Source organism: Verrucosispora sp. FIM060022 (assembly GCF_003977705.1).
Taxonomy (GTDB): domain Bacteria; phylum Actinomycetota; class Actinomycetes; order Mycobacteriales; family Micromonosporaceae; genus Micromonospora; species Micromonospora gifhornensis.
Genome location: NZ_RQIV01000005.1, coordinates 351,604 through 365,862, shown reverse-complemented (window position 1 = coordinate 365,862; position 14,259 = coordinate 351,604). Strand labels below are relative to the sequence as shown.

8 protein-coding genes are annotated in these 14,259 nt (G+C 69.0%); 1 reads left to right on the top strand and 7 read right to left on the bottom strand.

The window, feature by feature from the left end; all coding sequences use genetic code 11:
- Positions 1-7 precede the first annotated feature (7 nt).
- Positions 8-1,087, bottom strand: a complete 1,080-nt coding sequence (locus EG812_RS16830; protein ID WP_233579510.1) for a glycosyltransferase family 39 protein — start codon at positions 1,085-1,087, stop codon at positions 8-10.
- Positions 1,088-1,826: 739 nt separating this feature from the next.
- Between EG812_RS16830 and EG812_RS16825 the strand changes: the two genes are divergently transcribed.
- A complete protein-coding gene (locus EG812_RS16825; protein ID WP_126712090.1) occupies positions 1,827-4,568 on the top strand; it encodes a beta-L-arabinofuranosidase domain-containing protein in 2,742 nt (913 codons plus the stop codon).
- A 504-nt stretch (positions 4,569-5,072) separates the two neighbouring features.
- On the opposite strand, the gene EG812_RS16820 is transcribed toward EG812_RS16825, so the two are convergent.
- The 6 genes from EG812_RS16820 to EG812_RS16795 form a co-directional block, all read right to left on the bottom strand.
- Positions 5,073-6,062: a LacI family DNA-binding transcriptional regulator gene (locus tag EG812_RS16820; protein ID WP_193386257.1), complete on the bottom strand. Its 990-nt coding sequence runs from the start codon at positions 6,060-6,062 to the stop codon at positions 5,073-5,075.
- 451 nt (positions 6,063-6,513) lie between these two features.
- Positions 6,514-8,559: a family 43 glycosylhydrolase gene (locus tag EG812_RS16815; protein WP_013733672.1), complete on the bottom strand. Its 2,046-nt coding sequence runs from the start codon at positions 8,557-8,559 to the stop codon at positions 6,514-6,516.
- 453 nt (positions 8,560-9,012) lie between these two features.
- Complete coding sequence (araA, locus tag EG812_RS16810) at positions 9,013-10,515, bottom strand: L-arabinose isomerase (RefSeq protein ID WP_126712089.1); 1,503 nt, start codon at positions 10,513-10,515, stop codon at positions 9,013-9,015.
- A gap of 27 nt (positions 10,516-10,542) precedes the next feature.
- Entirely contained in the window at positions 10,543-11,532 is a 990-nt protein-coding gene (yjfF, locus tag EG812_RS16805) for a galactofuranose ABC transporter, permease protein YjfF (RefSeq protein ID WP_013733670.1), read from the bottom strand.
- A complete protein-coding gene (locus tag EG812_RS16800; RefSeq protein WP_126712156.1) occupies positions 11,529-12,572 on the bottom strand; it encodes an ABC transporter permease in 1,044 nt (347 codons plus the stop codon). The genes yjfF and EG812_RS16800 overlap by 4 nt, the downstream gene beginning before the upstream one ends.
- A gap of 17 nt (positions 12,573-12,589) precedes the next feature.
- Positions 12,590-14,131, bottom strand: a complete 1,542-nt coding sequence (locus EG812_RS16795) for a sugar ABC transporter ATP-binding protein (protein ID WP_043720744.1) — start codon at positions 14,129-14,131, stop codon at positions 12,590-12,592.
- Positions 14,132-14,259 lie beyond the last annotated feature (128 nt).

Here is a 14,259-nt window from a genome sequence, read left to right as displayed (position 1 = left end):
TGCCCGGCTATCGCCGCCAGCACACCCGCCGACCGGCGGACGCGCATCGCGCGAGCGCGGCCGCGCCGAGCGTCGCCCAGGCCGGAAGCGTGAAGAGGACGAACTCCGGCCGCCAGAGCGGCGTCGCCTGCGCAGCGAGCAGCAGAGCCAGCGGCGGCACGGCCGCCCAGGCGGTGAACACGGCGGCGGGGTGCCGCAGCGGAAGGCTGAACAGCACCAGCACCAGCAGCGCCGCACCCAGCGCGGTGACGCCGAACAGTTCTCCCGGCGTCGCAGCCAATTCGGTCAGACTCGGGTTCGACGTCTGCGCGAGCCGTACTCCCTGCCGCGTGGCGTGCCAGAGCAGGCCGACCGCGGGTAGCGCGCTCACCACCGCAGCGGCCAGCCATCGCAGCGCCACCTCGCGCCGGAAGGCGAGCACGGTCCAGCCGTGTCCGACGAGGAGCAGGAGCGCGGTCACCTGACACAGACCCATCAGGCCCGCCACGGCGGCGTAGAGCACGAAGCGCCAGAGTCTCGGCCGACCCACGGCCGCCTGGAGCAGCCATGTGGCGAGGACCGCGGCGAGCAGGGTGAGCGCGTACGGCTGGGCCTCCTGCGCGTACCGCGCGGACGTCGGCAGCAGGGCGAAGATGACGCCGGCCAAGACACCGGTGCCCGGTGCGAACATCCGGGCGGCCAGCGCTCCGACGAGCGCTGCCGCTGTGACCATGGCGAGGACGGAGAGTCCCCGCAGCGCCAACTCCGAGGTGCCGAAGTACTCCGCCCAGGCCCGCACCAGCAGGTGGTAGAGCACGCTGTCGCCCGAGCGGAGCATCGACCAGGTGTCCCGCCAGGACGATGTGGCCCCGGCCCGGGTCGCGAGTTCCGCCATCCGCGGCCCGGGTGTGCCGGCCCGTACGGCGCCGAGTGCGCCCATCAGCAGTGCTGGCACCAGCCAAGCGGCCAGCCGCATTCGGCGGCTACCCTTCACCGGCTCGCCCGGTGCCTCGCCGCGGCCCTCCCCCCATGGGTCCTCGGCGGCCTCCGGCAACCCGAGTCGGGGCAGGACGATGGTGTCGGCGTCCTTCATCTGTCCCTCACGCATCTCCGTGGGTTCCGTAGATCCAGGAGCGTATTGAGCGGATCTCACCACCGAGGCCGTTATGCCTACAAAGCCGCCGAATCGGTACGTCATAGCTGCAAAGCGACAAACAACCATGGCCACCTGAGCGGGCCGCCGTAGGATGCCCGCGCCGCTCGACGTTGACCGACAGGTGTGTTGCGGGACGATTTCGACCCTGCGTTCCGGCCGGAAACCCGAGGCTTGCGCACCTGTTACCGGAACCATTATGTTAGCGATAACATCGATGCCGGCGCATAAAGGTTCGGAGCTCGATCCGTGGAGACGGGCGAGGGCACCCCGCCGCCACGGCCGCACAACACCCGGCCGGACGGTCGTGGGTCGCCTGCGGTGCCGCCGTCTCCGACGCCCCGCCGAGCCCCACCACCTACCGCAGCGACACCTCCTGCCCGCCGGCCGTTCCCTGGGCTTCGTCCCCCCGGGGCTCACGGCCCGCCCAGCACTTGGCGTACCGGAGTCACACCCCCGTCCCACCACCAGAAAGGTCCACCCCCATGGCGTTGCGCCGACGAGCATTCACCCCGGGCGCGATAGCCAGCGCCGGACTCACCGCAACCGGCCTGGCGATCCGCCCACGATCCGCCTCGGCCGCCACCTTCCGGGTCACCTCGTAACGGTCCACCGGCCCGGGGTGACGCCGAGATTCGGCCCGCCCCGGTTCCCGTACATGCCGCACCCCTCACCCGCAACCAGGGAGGCCGCGATGCCCTACCCGTCCCTCAACCGTCGACACATACTTCAGGCCGCCGGCGCGGCTGCCCTCGCCACCGCCGTCGGTCCCGTCCTGCGTGGCGGCACCGCCAGCGCGGCGATCCCGCCGGTGCGACCCGATCTCGGTGTCGCCGCGTACGCCTTCGACATGGGTCAGGTGCGACTGACCGCCAGCCGCTGGCTGGACAACCAGAACCGCACCCTGAACTACCTGCGCTTCGTCGACGTCAACCGGCTGCTCTACAACTTCCGCGCCAACCACCGGCTGTCCACCGCCGGGGCCACGGCGCTCGGTGGTTGGGAGGCACCCACCTTCCCGTTCCGCACCCACTCCCAGGGGCACTTCCTGACCGCCTGGTCGCACATGTGGGCCGTGCTCGGCGACACCACCTGCCGGGACAAGGCCAACTACATGGTGGCCGAGCTGGCGAAGTGTCAGGCCAACAACGCCGCCGCCGGCTTCAACCCCGGCTACCTCTGCGGCTACCCCGAGTCGGACTTCACCGCCGTGGAGGCCCGTACCCTCAACAACGGCAACGTGCCGTACTACACCATCCACAAGACCCTCGTCGGCCTGCTCGACGTGTGGCGGCACATCGGCAACAACCAGGCCCGAGACGTGCTGCTGGCGTTGGCCGGGTGGGTCGACTGGCGTACCGGCCGGCTCAGCTCCGCACAGATGCAGGCCATGCTCGGCACCGAGTTCGGCGGCATGAACGCGGTGCTGACCGACCTGTACCAGCAGACCGGTGACGCCCGCTGGCTGACCGTCGCCCAGCGCTTCGACCACGCGGCCGTGTTCAACCCCCTCGCGGCGAATCAGGACCAGCTCAACGGGCTGCACGCCAACACCCAGATCCCCAAGTGGATCGGCGCGGCCCGCGAGTTCAAAGCCACCGGCACCACCCGGTACCGCGACATCGCCAGCAACGCCTGGAACCTGACCGTCAACACCCGCACGTACGCCATCGGCGGCAACAGCCAGGCCGAACACTTCCGGGCCCCGAACGCCATCTCCGGGTATCTGCGCAACGACACCTGCGAACACTGCAACACGTACAACATGCTCAAGCTGACCCGCGAGCTGTGGCTGCTCGACCCGAACCGGGTCGCCTACTTCGACTTCTACGAGCGCGCCCTGCTCAACCACCTGATCGGCGCACAGAACCCGGCCGACAACCACGGCCACATCACCTACTTCACCCCGCTGCAACCGGGCGGACGGCGCGGCGTGGGACCGGCCTGGGGTGGCGGCACCTGGAGTACGGACTACAACTCCTTCTGGTGCTGTCAGGGCACCGGCCTGGAGAACAACACCACCCTGATGGACTCGATCTACTTCCACAACGGCAGCACGCTGACGGTGAACCTGTTCATGCCGTCGGTACTGAACTGGTCGCAGCGCGGCATCACCGTCACCCAGTCGACCAGCTACCCGGCCAGCGACACCAGCACGCTCACCGTCACCGGCACCGTGGACGGCTCGTGGACGATGCGCATCCGCATCCCCGCCTGGACACAGGACGCCACCGTCAGCGTCAACGGCACCGTGCAGAACATCGCCACCACGCCCGGCACGTACGCCTCTCTCACCCGCACCTGGACCTCCGGCGACACGGTGACCGTACGGCTGCCGATGCGGGTCGTCGTGGAGCCGACGAACGACAACCCGAGCGTGGTCGCGCTCACCTACGGCCCGGCGGTGCTCTCCGGCAACTACGGCAACACCGCCCTGTCGGCGCTGCCCGCACTGGCCACCGCCTCGGTCACCCGCACCAGCAGCACGGCGCTCACCTTCACCGCCACCGCCAACAACACGCAGGTCAACCTGCTCCCGTTCTACGACGCGCACGGGCACAACTACACCGTCTACTGGAGCAGCGGCGGCTCCTCCGGCCCGGCGCAGGCCACGTTCCGGCTGGTCAACGCCGCCAGCGGGCTGGTGCTCGGGATCGAGAACATGTCCACCGCCGACGGCGCACCGGCGTTGCAGTGGGCCGACAACGGCACCGCCGACCACGACTGGCAGCTGATCGTCGACGGCAGCGTGGTGCGGTTCCGCAACGCCAACAGCGGCAAGGTGCTCGGCGTGCAGAACATGTCCACCGCCGACAACGCGCAGGTCCTGCAATGGTCGGACACCGGCACCGCCGACCACCGCTGGACGATCGTGGACGCCGGCGACGGCTCACACAAGATCCGCAACGGCAACAGCGGCAAGCTGCTGGCCGTTCTGAGCGGCTCGACCGCGCAGGGCGCGCGGGTGGTCCAGGACCCGGACAACGGTACGCCGGACAACCAGTGGCGATTCGTCCCCAACGGTGCCCGCCGGATCCAGAACCTGGCCACCGGCCTGGTCCTCGGTGTGCAGAACATGTCCACCGCCGACGGCGGCCTGGTGATCCAGTGGGGTGACACCGGCACCGCCGACCACCTCTGGACCGCGATCGTGGACAGCGGCGGCTACCTGCGGCTGCGCAACTCCAACAGCGGCAAGGTGCTGGGCGTGGAGAACGGCAGCAGCGCCGCCGGCGCCCGGGTGGTCCAGTGGGCCGACAACGGCTCGTCCGCCAACCGGTGGCGGCTGCGGTACGGCGGAGGCGGCTACTTCCGGATCCAGTCGGCCAACGGCGGACGGGTGCTCGGCGTACTCGGCGCCTCGTCGAGCCAGGGCACCCAGATCGTCATCTGGGACGACAACGGCGCCAACGACCACCACTGGCGCTTCATCTGACCACCACCGCTGATCGGCTGATCGCTGACGGCCGACGCTGATCGCATAGCGCCGCGTGCGGCCCGGGCCTCCGCTCGGGCCGCACACGCGTCTTCGGCAACCGTTCCCTCAGCAGGCACGACCCCGCAGTCGTCAATCCATCGACACTCTTGATGGTGTTATCGATAACATGCTAACTTCTGCCCAGGAGTAAGGGCACACTCCTTTTCGAGGTCACCGTCTGCCAGGGCGCTGCGGGACGCAACCACTCCCGCCACCCGCCGACCGAGACCTGTCCGGGCCGACACCACCCCAGCCAACCCCACACTCCCCCACCCGCCCCACCCCGTTGATCAAGACGTTTCGGTCTGATTCCACGCGCTCCCCGACCAGACCGGCCGGGGTCGGGTTGAGCCGGGGGCGCGGCGGGGTGGGTGATCAAGAGGTTTTGGTCAGGTGTCGAGCTGATTCTGACCGAAACCTCTTGATCACCACTTTGAGCGGGGGCCGGGGGCAGGGGTCGGGTTAGCGGTGGGGTGGGGGGCCTACGGATTGGCGGGATACGAGGGAGGGGGCGATGGTTTCGCGGAGGGCACCGCCGCTGTCGGTCTCGATCTGCGCCAGCAGCATCTCCAGGCTGGCCCGCGCCACCGCGACGAAGTCCGGTCGGACGGTGGTCAGCGGTGGGATGAAGTAGGCCGCTTCCGGCACGTCGTCGAAGCCGACCACGCTTATGTCGTCCGGCACCCGTCGGCCGTGCTCGTGCAGGGCGCGCAGCACCCCGAGCGCGAGATGGTCGTTGGCGGTGAAGACCGCTGTCACGTCGGGCATCCGGGCGAGCATCTGCCCGCACCGGTAGCCGGCCGCCGCCGACCAGTCCGCCGGCACCAGCGGCGGGATCTCGACGCCCGCCGAGAGCAGGGCGCTCCGCCAGCCCTCGATGCGGCCCGCGCTGTCGAACCAGTCGGACGGCCCGGAGACGTGCCAGACCGTACGGTGCCCGGCGTCGAGCAGATGCTGGGTCGCGGCTCGGGCACCGGCTGCCTGGTCGACAGTCACCAGCGGCATCGGTCGGCGCGGATCACCGTCGACGGTGACCAACGGTACGTCGTTGGGCAGCCGCTCCAGCGCCTCACCGGCCGACTCCACCGGTGCGATCACCACGATGCCGGCGACCCGGTGGGCCAGGTGCCGTTCGACGACCGCCGAGATGGACCGGTGATCGAGGTCGCGGACACTGCCCACACTGACCGCGAAGCCGGACTCCGCGGCGGTCTGTTCCAAGGCGGCCAGCAGTGACGCCGGCCCGTAGAGGGTGGTGTTCTGCGCGACCACGCCGATCACCTGAGAGCGACCGGTGACCAGCGCACGCGCCGCCCGGTTCGGCCGGTAGCCCAGCTCGGCTATTGCCGCCTGGACCCGCAGCCGGGTCTGTTCCCGCACGTTCGGGTGGCCGTTGAGCACTCGCGAAACCGTCTGGTGGGAGACGCCAGCGAGGCGAGCCACGTCCGTCATCGCAGGATCGCGTACGGCCATCTCACACTCCCGCATGCCCGTGGGTCGCCGCGACCCGTCGACACTGACCGGAGCGGCTCAGATTCACGATCCCTCTCGCGACGCCCACGCCGGCCCGTGCCAGCCGGGGTGGCTTTTCGCTAGATCACGCACAGTCTACGACAGCGACGACGTCATACGCCGACAGGCCAGTCACGGATTGACGGATGTCCGTCTTTCCGACCGCACCGATCGGCTAAAGGGTGATTCGAAGTCGCTGCTCCGCGCTTTTCGCCACGCGGCGATCACGGGGCCGCGATTCCGCGAAACTGCGGATCGGCGCGTGGTGCGGGTGGCGCCCATGCCTGGGCGCCACCCGCCGGTCACCGGTGGCTGGTGACCTCGTTCCCGGTGGTCGGCGTTGCCGGAGGAGAACGCCGGACCCACTTCGAGAGCCGCCTGACGATCGAGGTCAGGGCGTCGCCAGCTCGAAGCGTCGCACGGTCACCGCGCCGCCCAGTGCCTGGGTGGCGTGGTTGAAGATGGCGAACCGGTACCCCATGAAGAACGTCCAGTTGTTGTTGAGGGTCAGGGCATTGCCCAACGAGACGAAGTTGACCCCGTCGGTGCTGTACGAGAAGCGGGCCTGCCGGCCGGAGCCGGGCCTGATGTCGGCGTTGGCCCGCAGCCAGATCCGCCCGCCGGACACCGCCGCGCTGGCGATCTCGCTGCCGGTGCTGGTGGTGTCCCAGTTGCTGTTCATGTTCAGCCCGTTGGTCATGACCACCCGGGTCTGCCCGTTGTCACGCCGTACCCCGATCCAGGCCGAGACGTCGCGCAGCATGGCCAGACCGGTCCGGTCGCCGTCGCGCATCGTCGAGTAGTCCAGCTCGACGGTCGCCGTGGAGGTCGGCCCCTGGATGCGGTGGGTGACCGTGTTCCGGGCCTGGTAGAGGTCGTTGGTGACCGAGGCGGTCTGCAGACGCAGGCCGTTGTTCACCGACCAGCGGCTGTTGTCCGGGTTGTGGTTCCACTCCCACTGCGGGCCGAGGGTGGTGCCGGCGAAGGTGTCCACGCCGGTGAGCGGCTTGACCGGACGCAGCGGCAGCGGGTTGGGGTAGTTCACGCCCCAGGCGCCGTTGACCGTCTGCACCTGCGGCCAGCCGTCGGCGGTCCAGGTGATCGGGGCCAGGGTCGGCACCCGCCCGCCCGGGTACGCGTCGGTGAAGGCCATGTAGTACCAGGCGCCGTTCGGGGTCTGCACCAGGCCGCCCTGGTGGGGCACGCCACCGCCGGAGATCGGACCCTGCATGTTGAGCAGCACCTGCCGCTGCTCGTACGGGCCGAAGGGTCCGTTCGTGGACTTCAGCACGTACTGGCCGTTGGCGGGGCGGGTCAGCCAGATGTAGTAGGCGCCGTTGCGCTTGTAGAACCGCGCCCCTTCCAGGGTGCCGATGCTCGACGGCGTCTGGTAGACCTGCTGGGCCCGTACCTGGCTGCGCCCGTCGGCGGAGAGCTGCGCGACGCTGATCGTGCCGTTGCCGTACGCGACGTACATCGTGTCGTTGTCGTCGATGAGCATGCCGGCGTCGTAGTAGCAGGGCAGGGTGGCGTGCCGGGTCCAGGTGCCGTCGACGGCCTTGGCGGTGTAGATGTGGGTCTGGGCAAAGTTGATGCACCCGGCCCAGTAGTACGTCTGGTTGCTCGGCCGGTAGCTCAGGGTCGACGCCCAGATGCCCTCCACGTACGCCTGTTGCCCGGGGGGCAGGTCGTACTTGGTGCCGAAGTCCAGTCGGGGCACGGAGTGCCCGGCGAACTCCCAGTTCACCAGGTCCCAGGAGCGCAGGATCGGCGCGCCGGGCGAGTAGTGCATCGTCGAGGCGGTCATGTAGTAGACGTCGCCGACCCGGATCACCTCGACGTCGGCGAAGTCCTGCCAGACCACCGGGTTGGTGAAGTTGCCACCGGTGGGCGGCGGGGTCGTCGGCCCGGGGGTGGGCCCGTCGCCGACCCGGACCAGCTGCCACTGCTGGTTGGCACCGTTCCAGTCGTCGTACTGGACGATGTTGCCGCCGTCGGCGGTCGAGGCGTTCTGCACCTCCATCACCCGGTTCGAGTTCCGGTTGATCAGCCGTACGTAGCCACCGGCCGAGTCGGCCAACCGGAACTGCTGGTTGGTCCCGTTGTGGTCGGACCACTGCACGATCGAGGCACCGTTGGCGGTGGAGAAGTTGTAGACGTCGAGCACCTTGCCCGACAGCCGCGACTTGAGCCGGTAGTAGCCACCGCCGGAGTCGACGAACTGCCACTGCTGCTGGTTCCCGTCGTTACGCGACCACTGGGTGATCCGCGCGCCGTCGTTGGTCGCCAGGTTGTACACGTCGAGCGCCTTGCCGCTGTTGCGGTTGACCAGCACGTACCACGCGTTGGTGTCGACCGTCGCGGCCGAGGCCGGCGTGGCGGCCACCGCCACCAGCGTGCCGCCGACCATCACCGCCGCCGCCACCGCGGCCCACATCCGCGACCACCACCCACGCCTACGCGGCGCGGGTCCTGAGACCTCGCCAATGGCAACCATGATCCTCCTTCAGCAATGACGAGCCATCTGAGCGGGACGGTCTCCACTGCGGCGAGCGTCGTGGTGATCTCAGACCAGTCATGTGATCGCTAACATGCCATCCCGTGCCCAAAGGACGACAAGAGATCATTTACTGGGAGAGACGCGAAGCGGCCCGGACAGCCACAGATATCGTCCGTCTTCACTATCGACTGTGAGCGATAACACGACGTTAGTCAAGACGTAACATCCGCAGCGCGATCGGGCGGCGGAGGCGAAGGTGAGGACCCGCCACCGGCAGGGCGGTGCCCCGGCCGGTGGGTGGCGGGTCGGCCGGGGCGAGGCAGCCGCGAAAGCGCGCGCTGCCGTCTCGGCGTGACGGGCGGCGCGCCCGTCACGCCGAGAGGGTCGTGCTCAGAAGCCCCGGGCGAGCCGGTAGTACGCCTGGTTCCAGCGCAGTTCGTTGGCGAAGCGGCGCGGCTCGGTGTCCGCGTCGATGACGACCAGTTCGGTACGGGCCATCTCGGCCAGATCGTGCAGCTCCTCCACCCCGACGCCCTGGGACAGCACGGTGTGGTGCGGCGCGCCCGCGGTGATCCACGCCTCGGCAGAGCCGGCCAGGCTCGGGCGGGGCTGCCAGACGGCCCGGGCCACCGGGAGCTTGGGCAGCGGCTGCGGCGGCGCCACCACGTCGACCTCGTTGGCGACCAGCCGGAACCGCTCCCCCATGTCGGCCAGGCCGAGCACCACCGCCGGGCCGGGTGCGGCGTCGAAGACCAGCCGGACCGGGTCCTCCCGGCCACCGATGCTCAGCGGGTGGATCTCGACGTTCGGCACGCCTGAGGCGATCGTCGGGCACACCTCCAGCATGTGCGCGCCGAGGATCAGCTCCTGGCCCGGCGTGAGGTCGTAGGTGTAGTCCTCCATGAAGGAGGTGCCGCCCTCGGCCCCGACCGCCATCGCCTTGACGGTGTGCACCAGCACCGAGGTCTTCCAGTCGCCCTCGCCGCCGAAGCCGTACCCGTCGGCCATCAGCCGCTGCACCGCGATGCCGGGCAGTTGCCGCAGTCCGCCGAGGTCCTCGAAGTTCGTGGTGAAGGCGCGGAAGCCACCGGCGTCCAGGAAGGTACGCAGACCGAGCTCGATGCGGGCGGCGTAGCGCAGCGAGTCGTGCCGGTCACCGCCGGGACGCAGCTCGGCGGCGACCCGGAAGGTGTCGTCGTACTCCTTGACCAGGTCGTCGATCTGCGCCTCGGCGACCTCGTCGACGGCCGTGACCAGGTCGTTGACGCCATAGGTGTTGACCGAGACGCCGAAGCGCAGCTCCGCCTCCACCTTGTCGCCCTCGGTCACCGCGACGTCGCGCATGTTGTCGCCGAAGCGGGCCAGGCGCAGCGAACGCATCGCCGACCAGCCGATCGCGGCCCGGGTCCAGGCGCCGACGCGAGAGACCACCCGCGGGTCGGTGACGTGCCCGGCGACCGTCTTGCGGGCCACCCCCAGGCGGGTCTGGATGAACCCGAACTCCCGATCGCCGTGGGCGGCCTGGTTGAGGTTCATGAAGTCCATGTCGATCTCGTGCCATGGCAGCTGAACGTTTGCCTGCGTGTGCAGGTGCAGCAACGGCGTACGCAGCGCGTCCAAGCCGGTGATCCACATCTTCGCCGGCGAGAAGGTGTGCATCCAGGCGATGACCCCGACCGCCCCCTGCACGCTGGCGTCCTGACAGACCTTCAGGATGTCGGCGCTTGTGGTCAGGACCGGCTTCCAGACCACCCGGGCGGGGATGTGCGGCGAGTCGTCGAGCAGGGCGGCGATCTGACGGGACTGCTCGGCCACCTGCCGGAGGGTGTCCTCGCCGTACATCGCCTGGCTTCCGGTGAGGAACCAGACCTCGGGTTCAGGTTGTGCTGCCATGGGAGTTGCCTTCCGCGAGAGGGGCGGTCACTTGTAGCGGATGCCGATGAGGCGCTGGAACAGGATGAACGCGAAGAGCAGGCCTCCGATCACGATCTTGGTCCACCAGGAGTTGAGGCTGCCGTCGAAGGTGATCAGAGTCTGGATCACGCCGAGCACCAGCACACCGAGCACCGTGCCGAACACGTAGCCCGATCCACCGGTCAGGACGGTGCCACCGATCACCACCGCCGCGATCACGTCGAGTTCCATGCCCACCGCGATCAGCGGCGCGCCGGACAGGGTGTAGAACGACAGCAGGATCCCGCCGATCGCCGAGCAGAGCCCGCTGATCGTGTAGACCGCGATCCGGGTACGGCCCACCGGCAGGCCCATCAACAGCGCCGACTGCGGGTTGCCGCCGATCGCGTACACGTTGCGCCCCAAGCGGGTGTACGCCAGCACGTACGCGGCGATCAGCACGACCGCGAAGGCGATCAGGACGCTGACCGAGACGAAGTTGCCGCGGGGATCGCCGATCCGGTACTGCGCCATCGTGGTCCAGAAGCCGTCGGTGATCCGGATCGACGAGTCACTGATGAACGTGCACATGCCCCGGGCGAAGAACATCCCGGCGAGTGTCACGATGAACGGCTGGATGTCGAAGAAGTGGATCGCACAGCCCATCAGGAAGCCGAGGGTCGGCCCGATGAGCAGCGCGATGATCAGCACCGGCAACGCCGGCAGACCGGATTCGAGCAACCAGGCCGAGACCATCGCCGTCATCGCGACCACCGAGCCGACCGACAGGTCGATGCCGCCGGTGAGGATCACGAAGGTCATCCCGACCGCGACCACGAGCAGGAAGCCGTTGTCGATGAAGACGTTGAAGATGACCTGGATGTTGGAGAAGGCGCGATACTGGGACACACCGATGCCGTACATGACCAGCAGCAGGGCGAGGGTGACAAGCACCGGCACGTGACGCCGGGGCAGCCGGGCCCACCGCGGGCCGGTGGTCAGCGAGGTCGTGGTCACGCCGTCACCTCTTCCTTCTGCGGCTGCGGGGCCGAGGTCGGCGAGGGTGGTCCACCGCGCCTGCGCCGACCGAGCTTGGCCCGGAACTCCGGTGCCTGGATGAGGCAGACCGCGATGACGACCACCGCCTTGAACAGCAGGGCCGTCTGGGGGGAGATGTTCATGGCGTACACCGTCGTGGTGAGGGTCTGGATGATCAGCGCGCCGAGGATGGTGCCGCTGAGATAGAACCGGCCACCGGCCAGCGACGTGCCGCCGATGACGACCGCGAGGATCGCGTCCAGCTCGACCCAGAGGCCGGCGTTGTTGCCGTCGGCGCTGGAGACGTTGGCGGTCATCATGAAGCCGGCGACGGCCGCACATGCCGCGCTGACCACGTAGACGAGGAAGACCATCCGGGCCGACCGGATGCCGGCCAGCCGGCTGGCCTCGCGGTTGCCACCCACCGACTCGATGATCATGCCGAGGGCGGTACGGCGGGTCAGCGCCGCGACGAGCAGGGCCGCGCCCAGCGCGATGAAGATCGCCAGCGGCAGGGTCAGCAGGTGCCCCAGCCCGATCGCCCGGTACGGCCCCGAGTTGATGGTGATGATCTGTCCCTCGGTGACCAGCTGGGCCAGGCCCCGGCCCGCCACCATGAGGATCAGCGTGGCGATGATCGGCTGGATGCCGATCACGGAGACGAGCACACCGTTCCACGCGCCGAGCACGAGTGCGGCGCCGAGCGCCATGGCCAACGCGGTGAAGACGGTGACCAGGCTGTTCTGGTCCGGTGCCTGACTGATGTGCAGACAGGCGATGGCGCCGCTGATGGCGCAGATCGAACCGACCGACAAATCGATACCGCCGGTGGAGATGACCAGGGTCATGCCCAGCCCGACCAGGATCAGCGGGGCGCTCAACCGGAGGATGTCGATCGGGGTGCCGTAGAGATGCCCGTTGTTCACCTCGACGGCCAGGAAGCCGGGACGGTAGATCGTGTTCACCGCCAGCATCACCACGAGGACCGCCACCGGCCAGAACAGCCGGTGGCTCGCCATCGACCTGAGACGCTCGTTCACTGGCTCGCCTCCTTCCTCGTCGATCCGCTGGCGATGGTCTGCATCACGCGCTCGGCGTCCACAGTGTCGTCGTTGTCGAGCTGCGCCACCATCTCCCGGTCGCGCATCACCGCAACCTTGTGGCTGAGCCGCAGCACCTCCTCCAGCTCGGCGGAGATGAACAGCACGGCCATGCCGCCGTCGGACAACTGCACGACGAGCTTCTGGATCTCGGCCTTGGCGCCGATGTCGATGCCGCGGGTCGGCTCGTCCAGGATGAGCAGGCGAGGCTCGGTGATCAGCCAGCGGGCCAGCAGCACCTTCTGCTGGTTGCCGCCGGACAGGTTACGCACCGGCACGTCCGGGTTGGCGGGTCGGATGCTCAGCGCCTTGATGTACTGCTCGACCAGCTCGTCCTGGCGTCGGCGTGGGATCGGGCGGAGCCAGCCCCGGGCCGCCTGCATCGCCAGGATCATGTTCTCCCGGACGGACAGGTCGGGGATGATCCCCTCCGCGCGGCGGTTCTCCGAACAGAACCCGATGCCGTACTCGATGGCCTGGACCGGGTTGCGCAGGCTCGTCGGTTTGCCGTTCACCGCGACCTCGCCCCGATCGGCGCGGTCCGCGCCGAAGAACAACCGCGCCGCCTCGGTACGCCCCGAGCCGAGCAGGCCGGCCAGGCCGACCACCTCACCGGCGTGGATGGTCAGGCTGAACGGGGCGATCGCGCCCTTGCGACCCAGCTCGGAGACCGCCACGAACGGGGTGCCGCCCTCCAGGGCCGCGAGCTCCCGCCGGGGCTGCTCCTCCAGCCGTTCCAGGACGTCGAGTTCCTTGCCGATCATCTTCTCGACCAGGGCGAGCTGCGGCAGCTCCGCGATCGGGTACTCACCGACCAGGGTGCCGTTGCGCAGCACGGTGATCCGGTCGGCGATGCCGTAGACCTGGTCGAGGAAGTGGGTCACGAAGAGGATCGCGATTCCCTCGTCGCGCAACTGGCGCATGACGCGGAACAGCTGCGCCACCTCACCGGCGTCCAGGCTGGAGGTCGGCTCGTCGAGGATCAGTACCCGCGCCTGCACGTCGATCGCGCGGGCGATGGCGACCATCTGCTGGACCGCCAGGGAGTAGCTGGCCACCGGCGCGGTGACGTCGATGTCGAGGTCGAGACGGGTCAACAGTTTGCGGGCGCGACGGCGTACCTCACCCCAGCGGACGGCACCGAAGAGTCGGGGCTCCCGGCCGATGAAGATGTTCTCCGCCACGGAGAGGTTGGGGCAGAGGTTGACCTCCTGGTAGACCGTGCTCACGCCGGCAGCGGACGCCTGCATCGGGCCGGAGAAGGCCACCTGCTCGTCGCCCAGCGTGATGGTGCCCTCGTCGATGCCGTAGACCCCGGTCAACACCTTGATCAGGGTCGACTTGCCGGCGCCGTTCTCGCCCATGAGGGCGTGCACCTCGCCGGGAAAGAGCCGGAAGTCGACGTTGTGGAGTGCGCGCACTCCAGGAAAGGACTTACTGATCCCGGTCATCGTCAGGACCGGACGGCTATCCGTCATCCCATCAGGCCTTCTTCTGGGTTCGATTCTGTTCGGGGGAATACGGCCGTCCGGTGACGTCCGCCCGACCGACCCGGGGGTCGATCGGGCGGACGTGGGCACCGGAGGTGTCGGGCCGCCCGGTCCGT

Coding starts and splice junctions, on each gene's coding strand:
- EG812_RS16795 (WP_043720744.1), bottom strand. CDS start 14,131: ATGACGGATAGCCGTCCGGTCCTGACGATGACCGGGATCAGTAAGTCC.
- EG812_RS16825 (WP_126712090.1), top strand. CDS start 1,827: ATGCCCTACCCGTCCCTCAACCGTCGACACATACTTCAGGCCGCCGGC.
- EG812_RS16815 (WP_013733672.1), bottom strand. CDS start 8,559: ATGTGGGCCGCGGTGGCGGCGGCGGTGATGGTCGGCGGCACGCTGGTG.
- EG812_RS16820 (WP_193386257.1), bottom strand. CDS start 6,062: ATGACGGACGTGGCTCGCCTCGCTGGCGTCTCCCACCAGACGGTTTCG.
- EG812_RS16800 (WP_126712156.1), bottom strand. CDS start 12,572: ATGGCGAGCCACCGGCTGTTCTGGCCGGTGGCGGTCCTCGTGGTGATG.
- EG812_RS16830 (WP_233579510.1), bottom strand. CDS start 1,087: ATGCGTGAGGGACAGATGAAGGACGCCGACACCATCGTCCTGCCCCGA.
- araA (WP_126712089.1), bottom strand. CDS start 10,515: ATGGCAGCACAACCTGAACCCGAGGTCTGGTTCCTCACCGGAAGCCAG.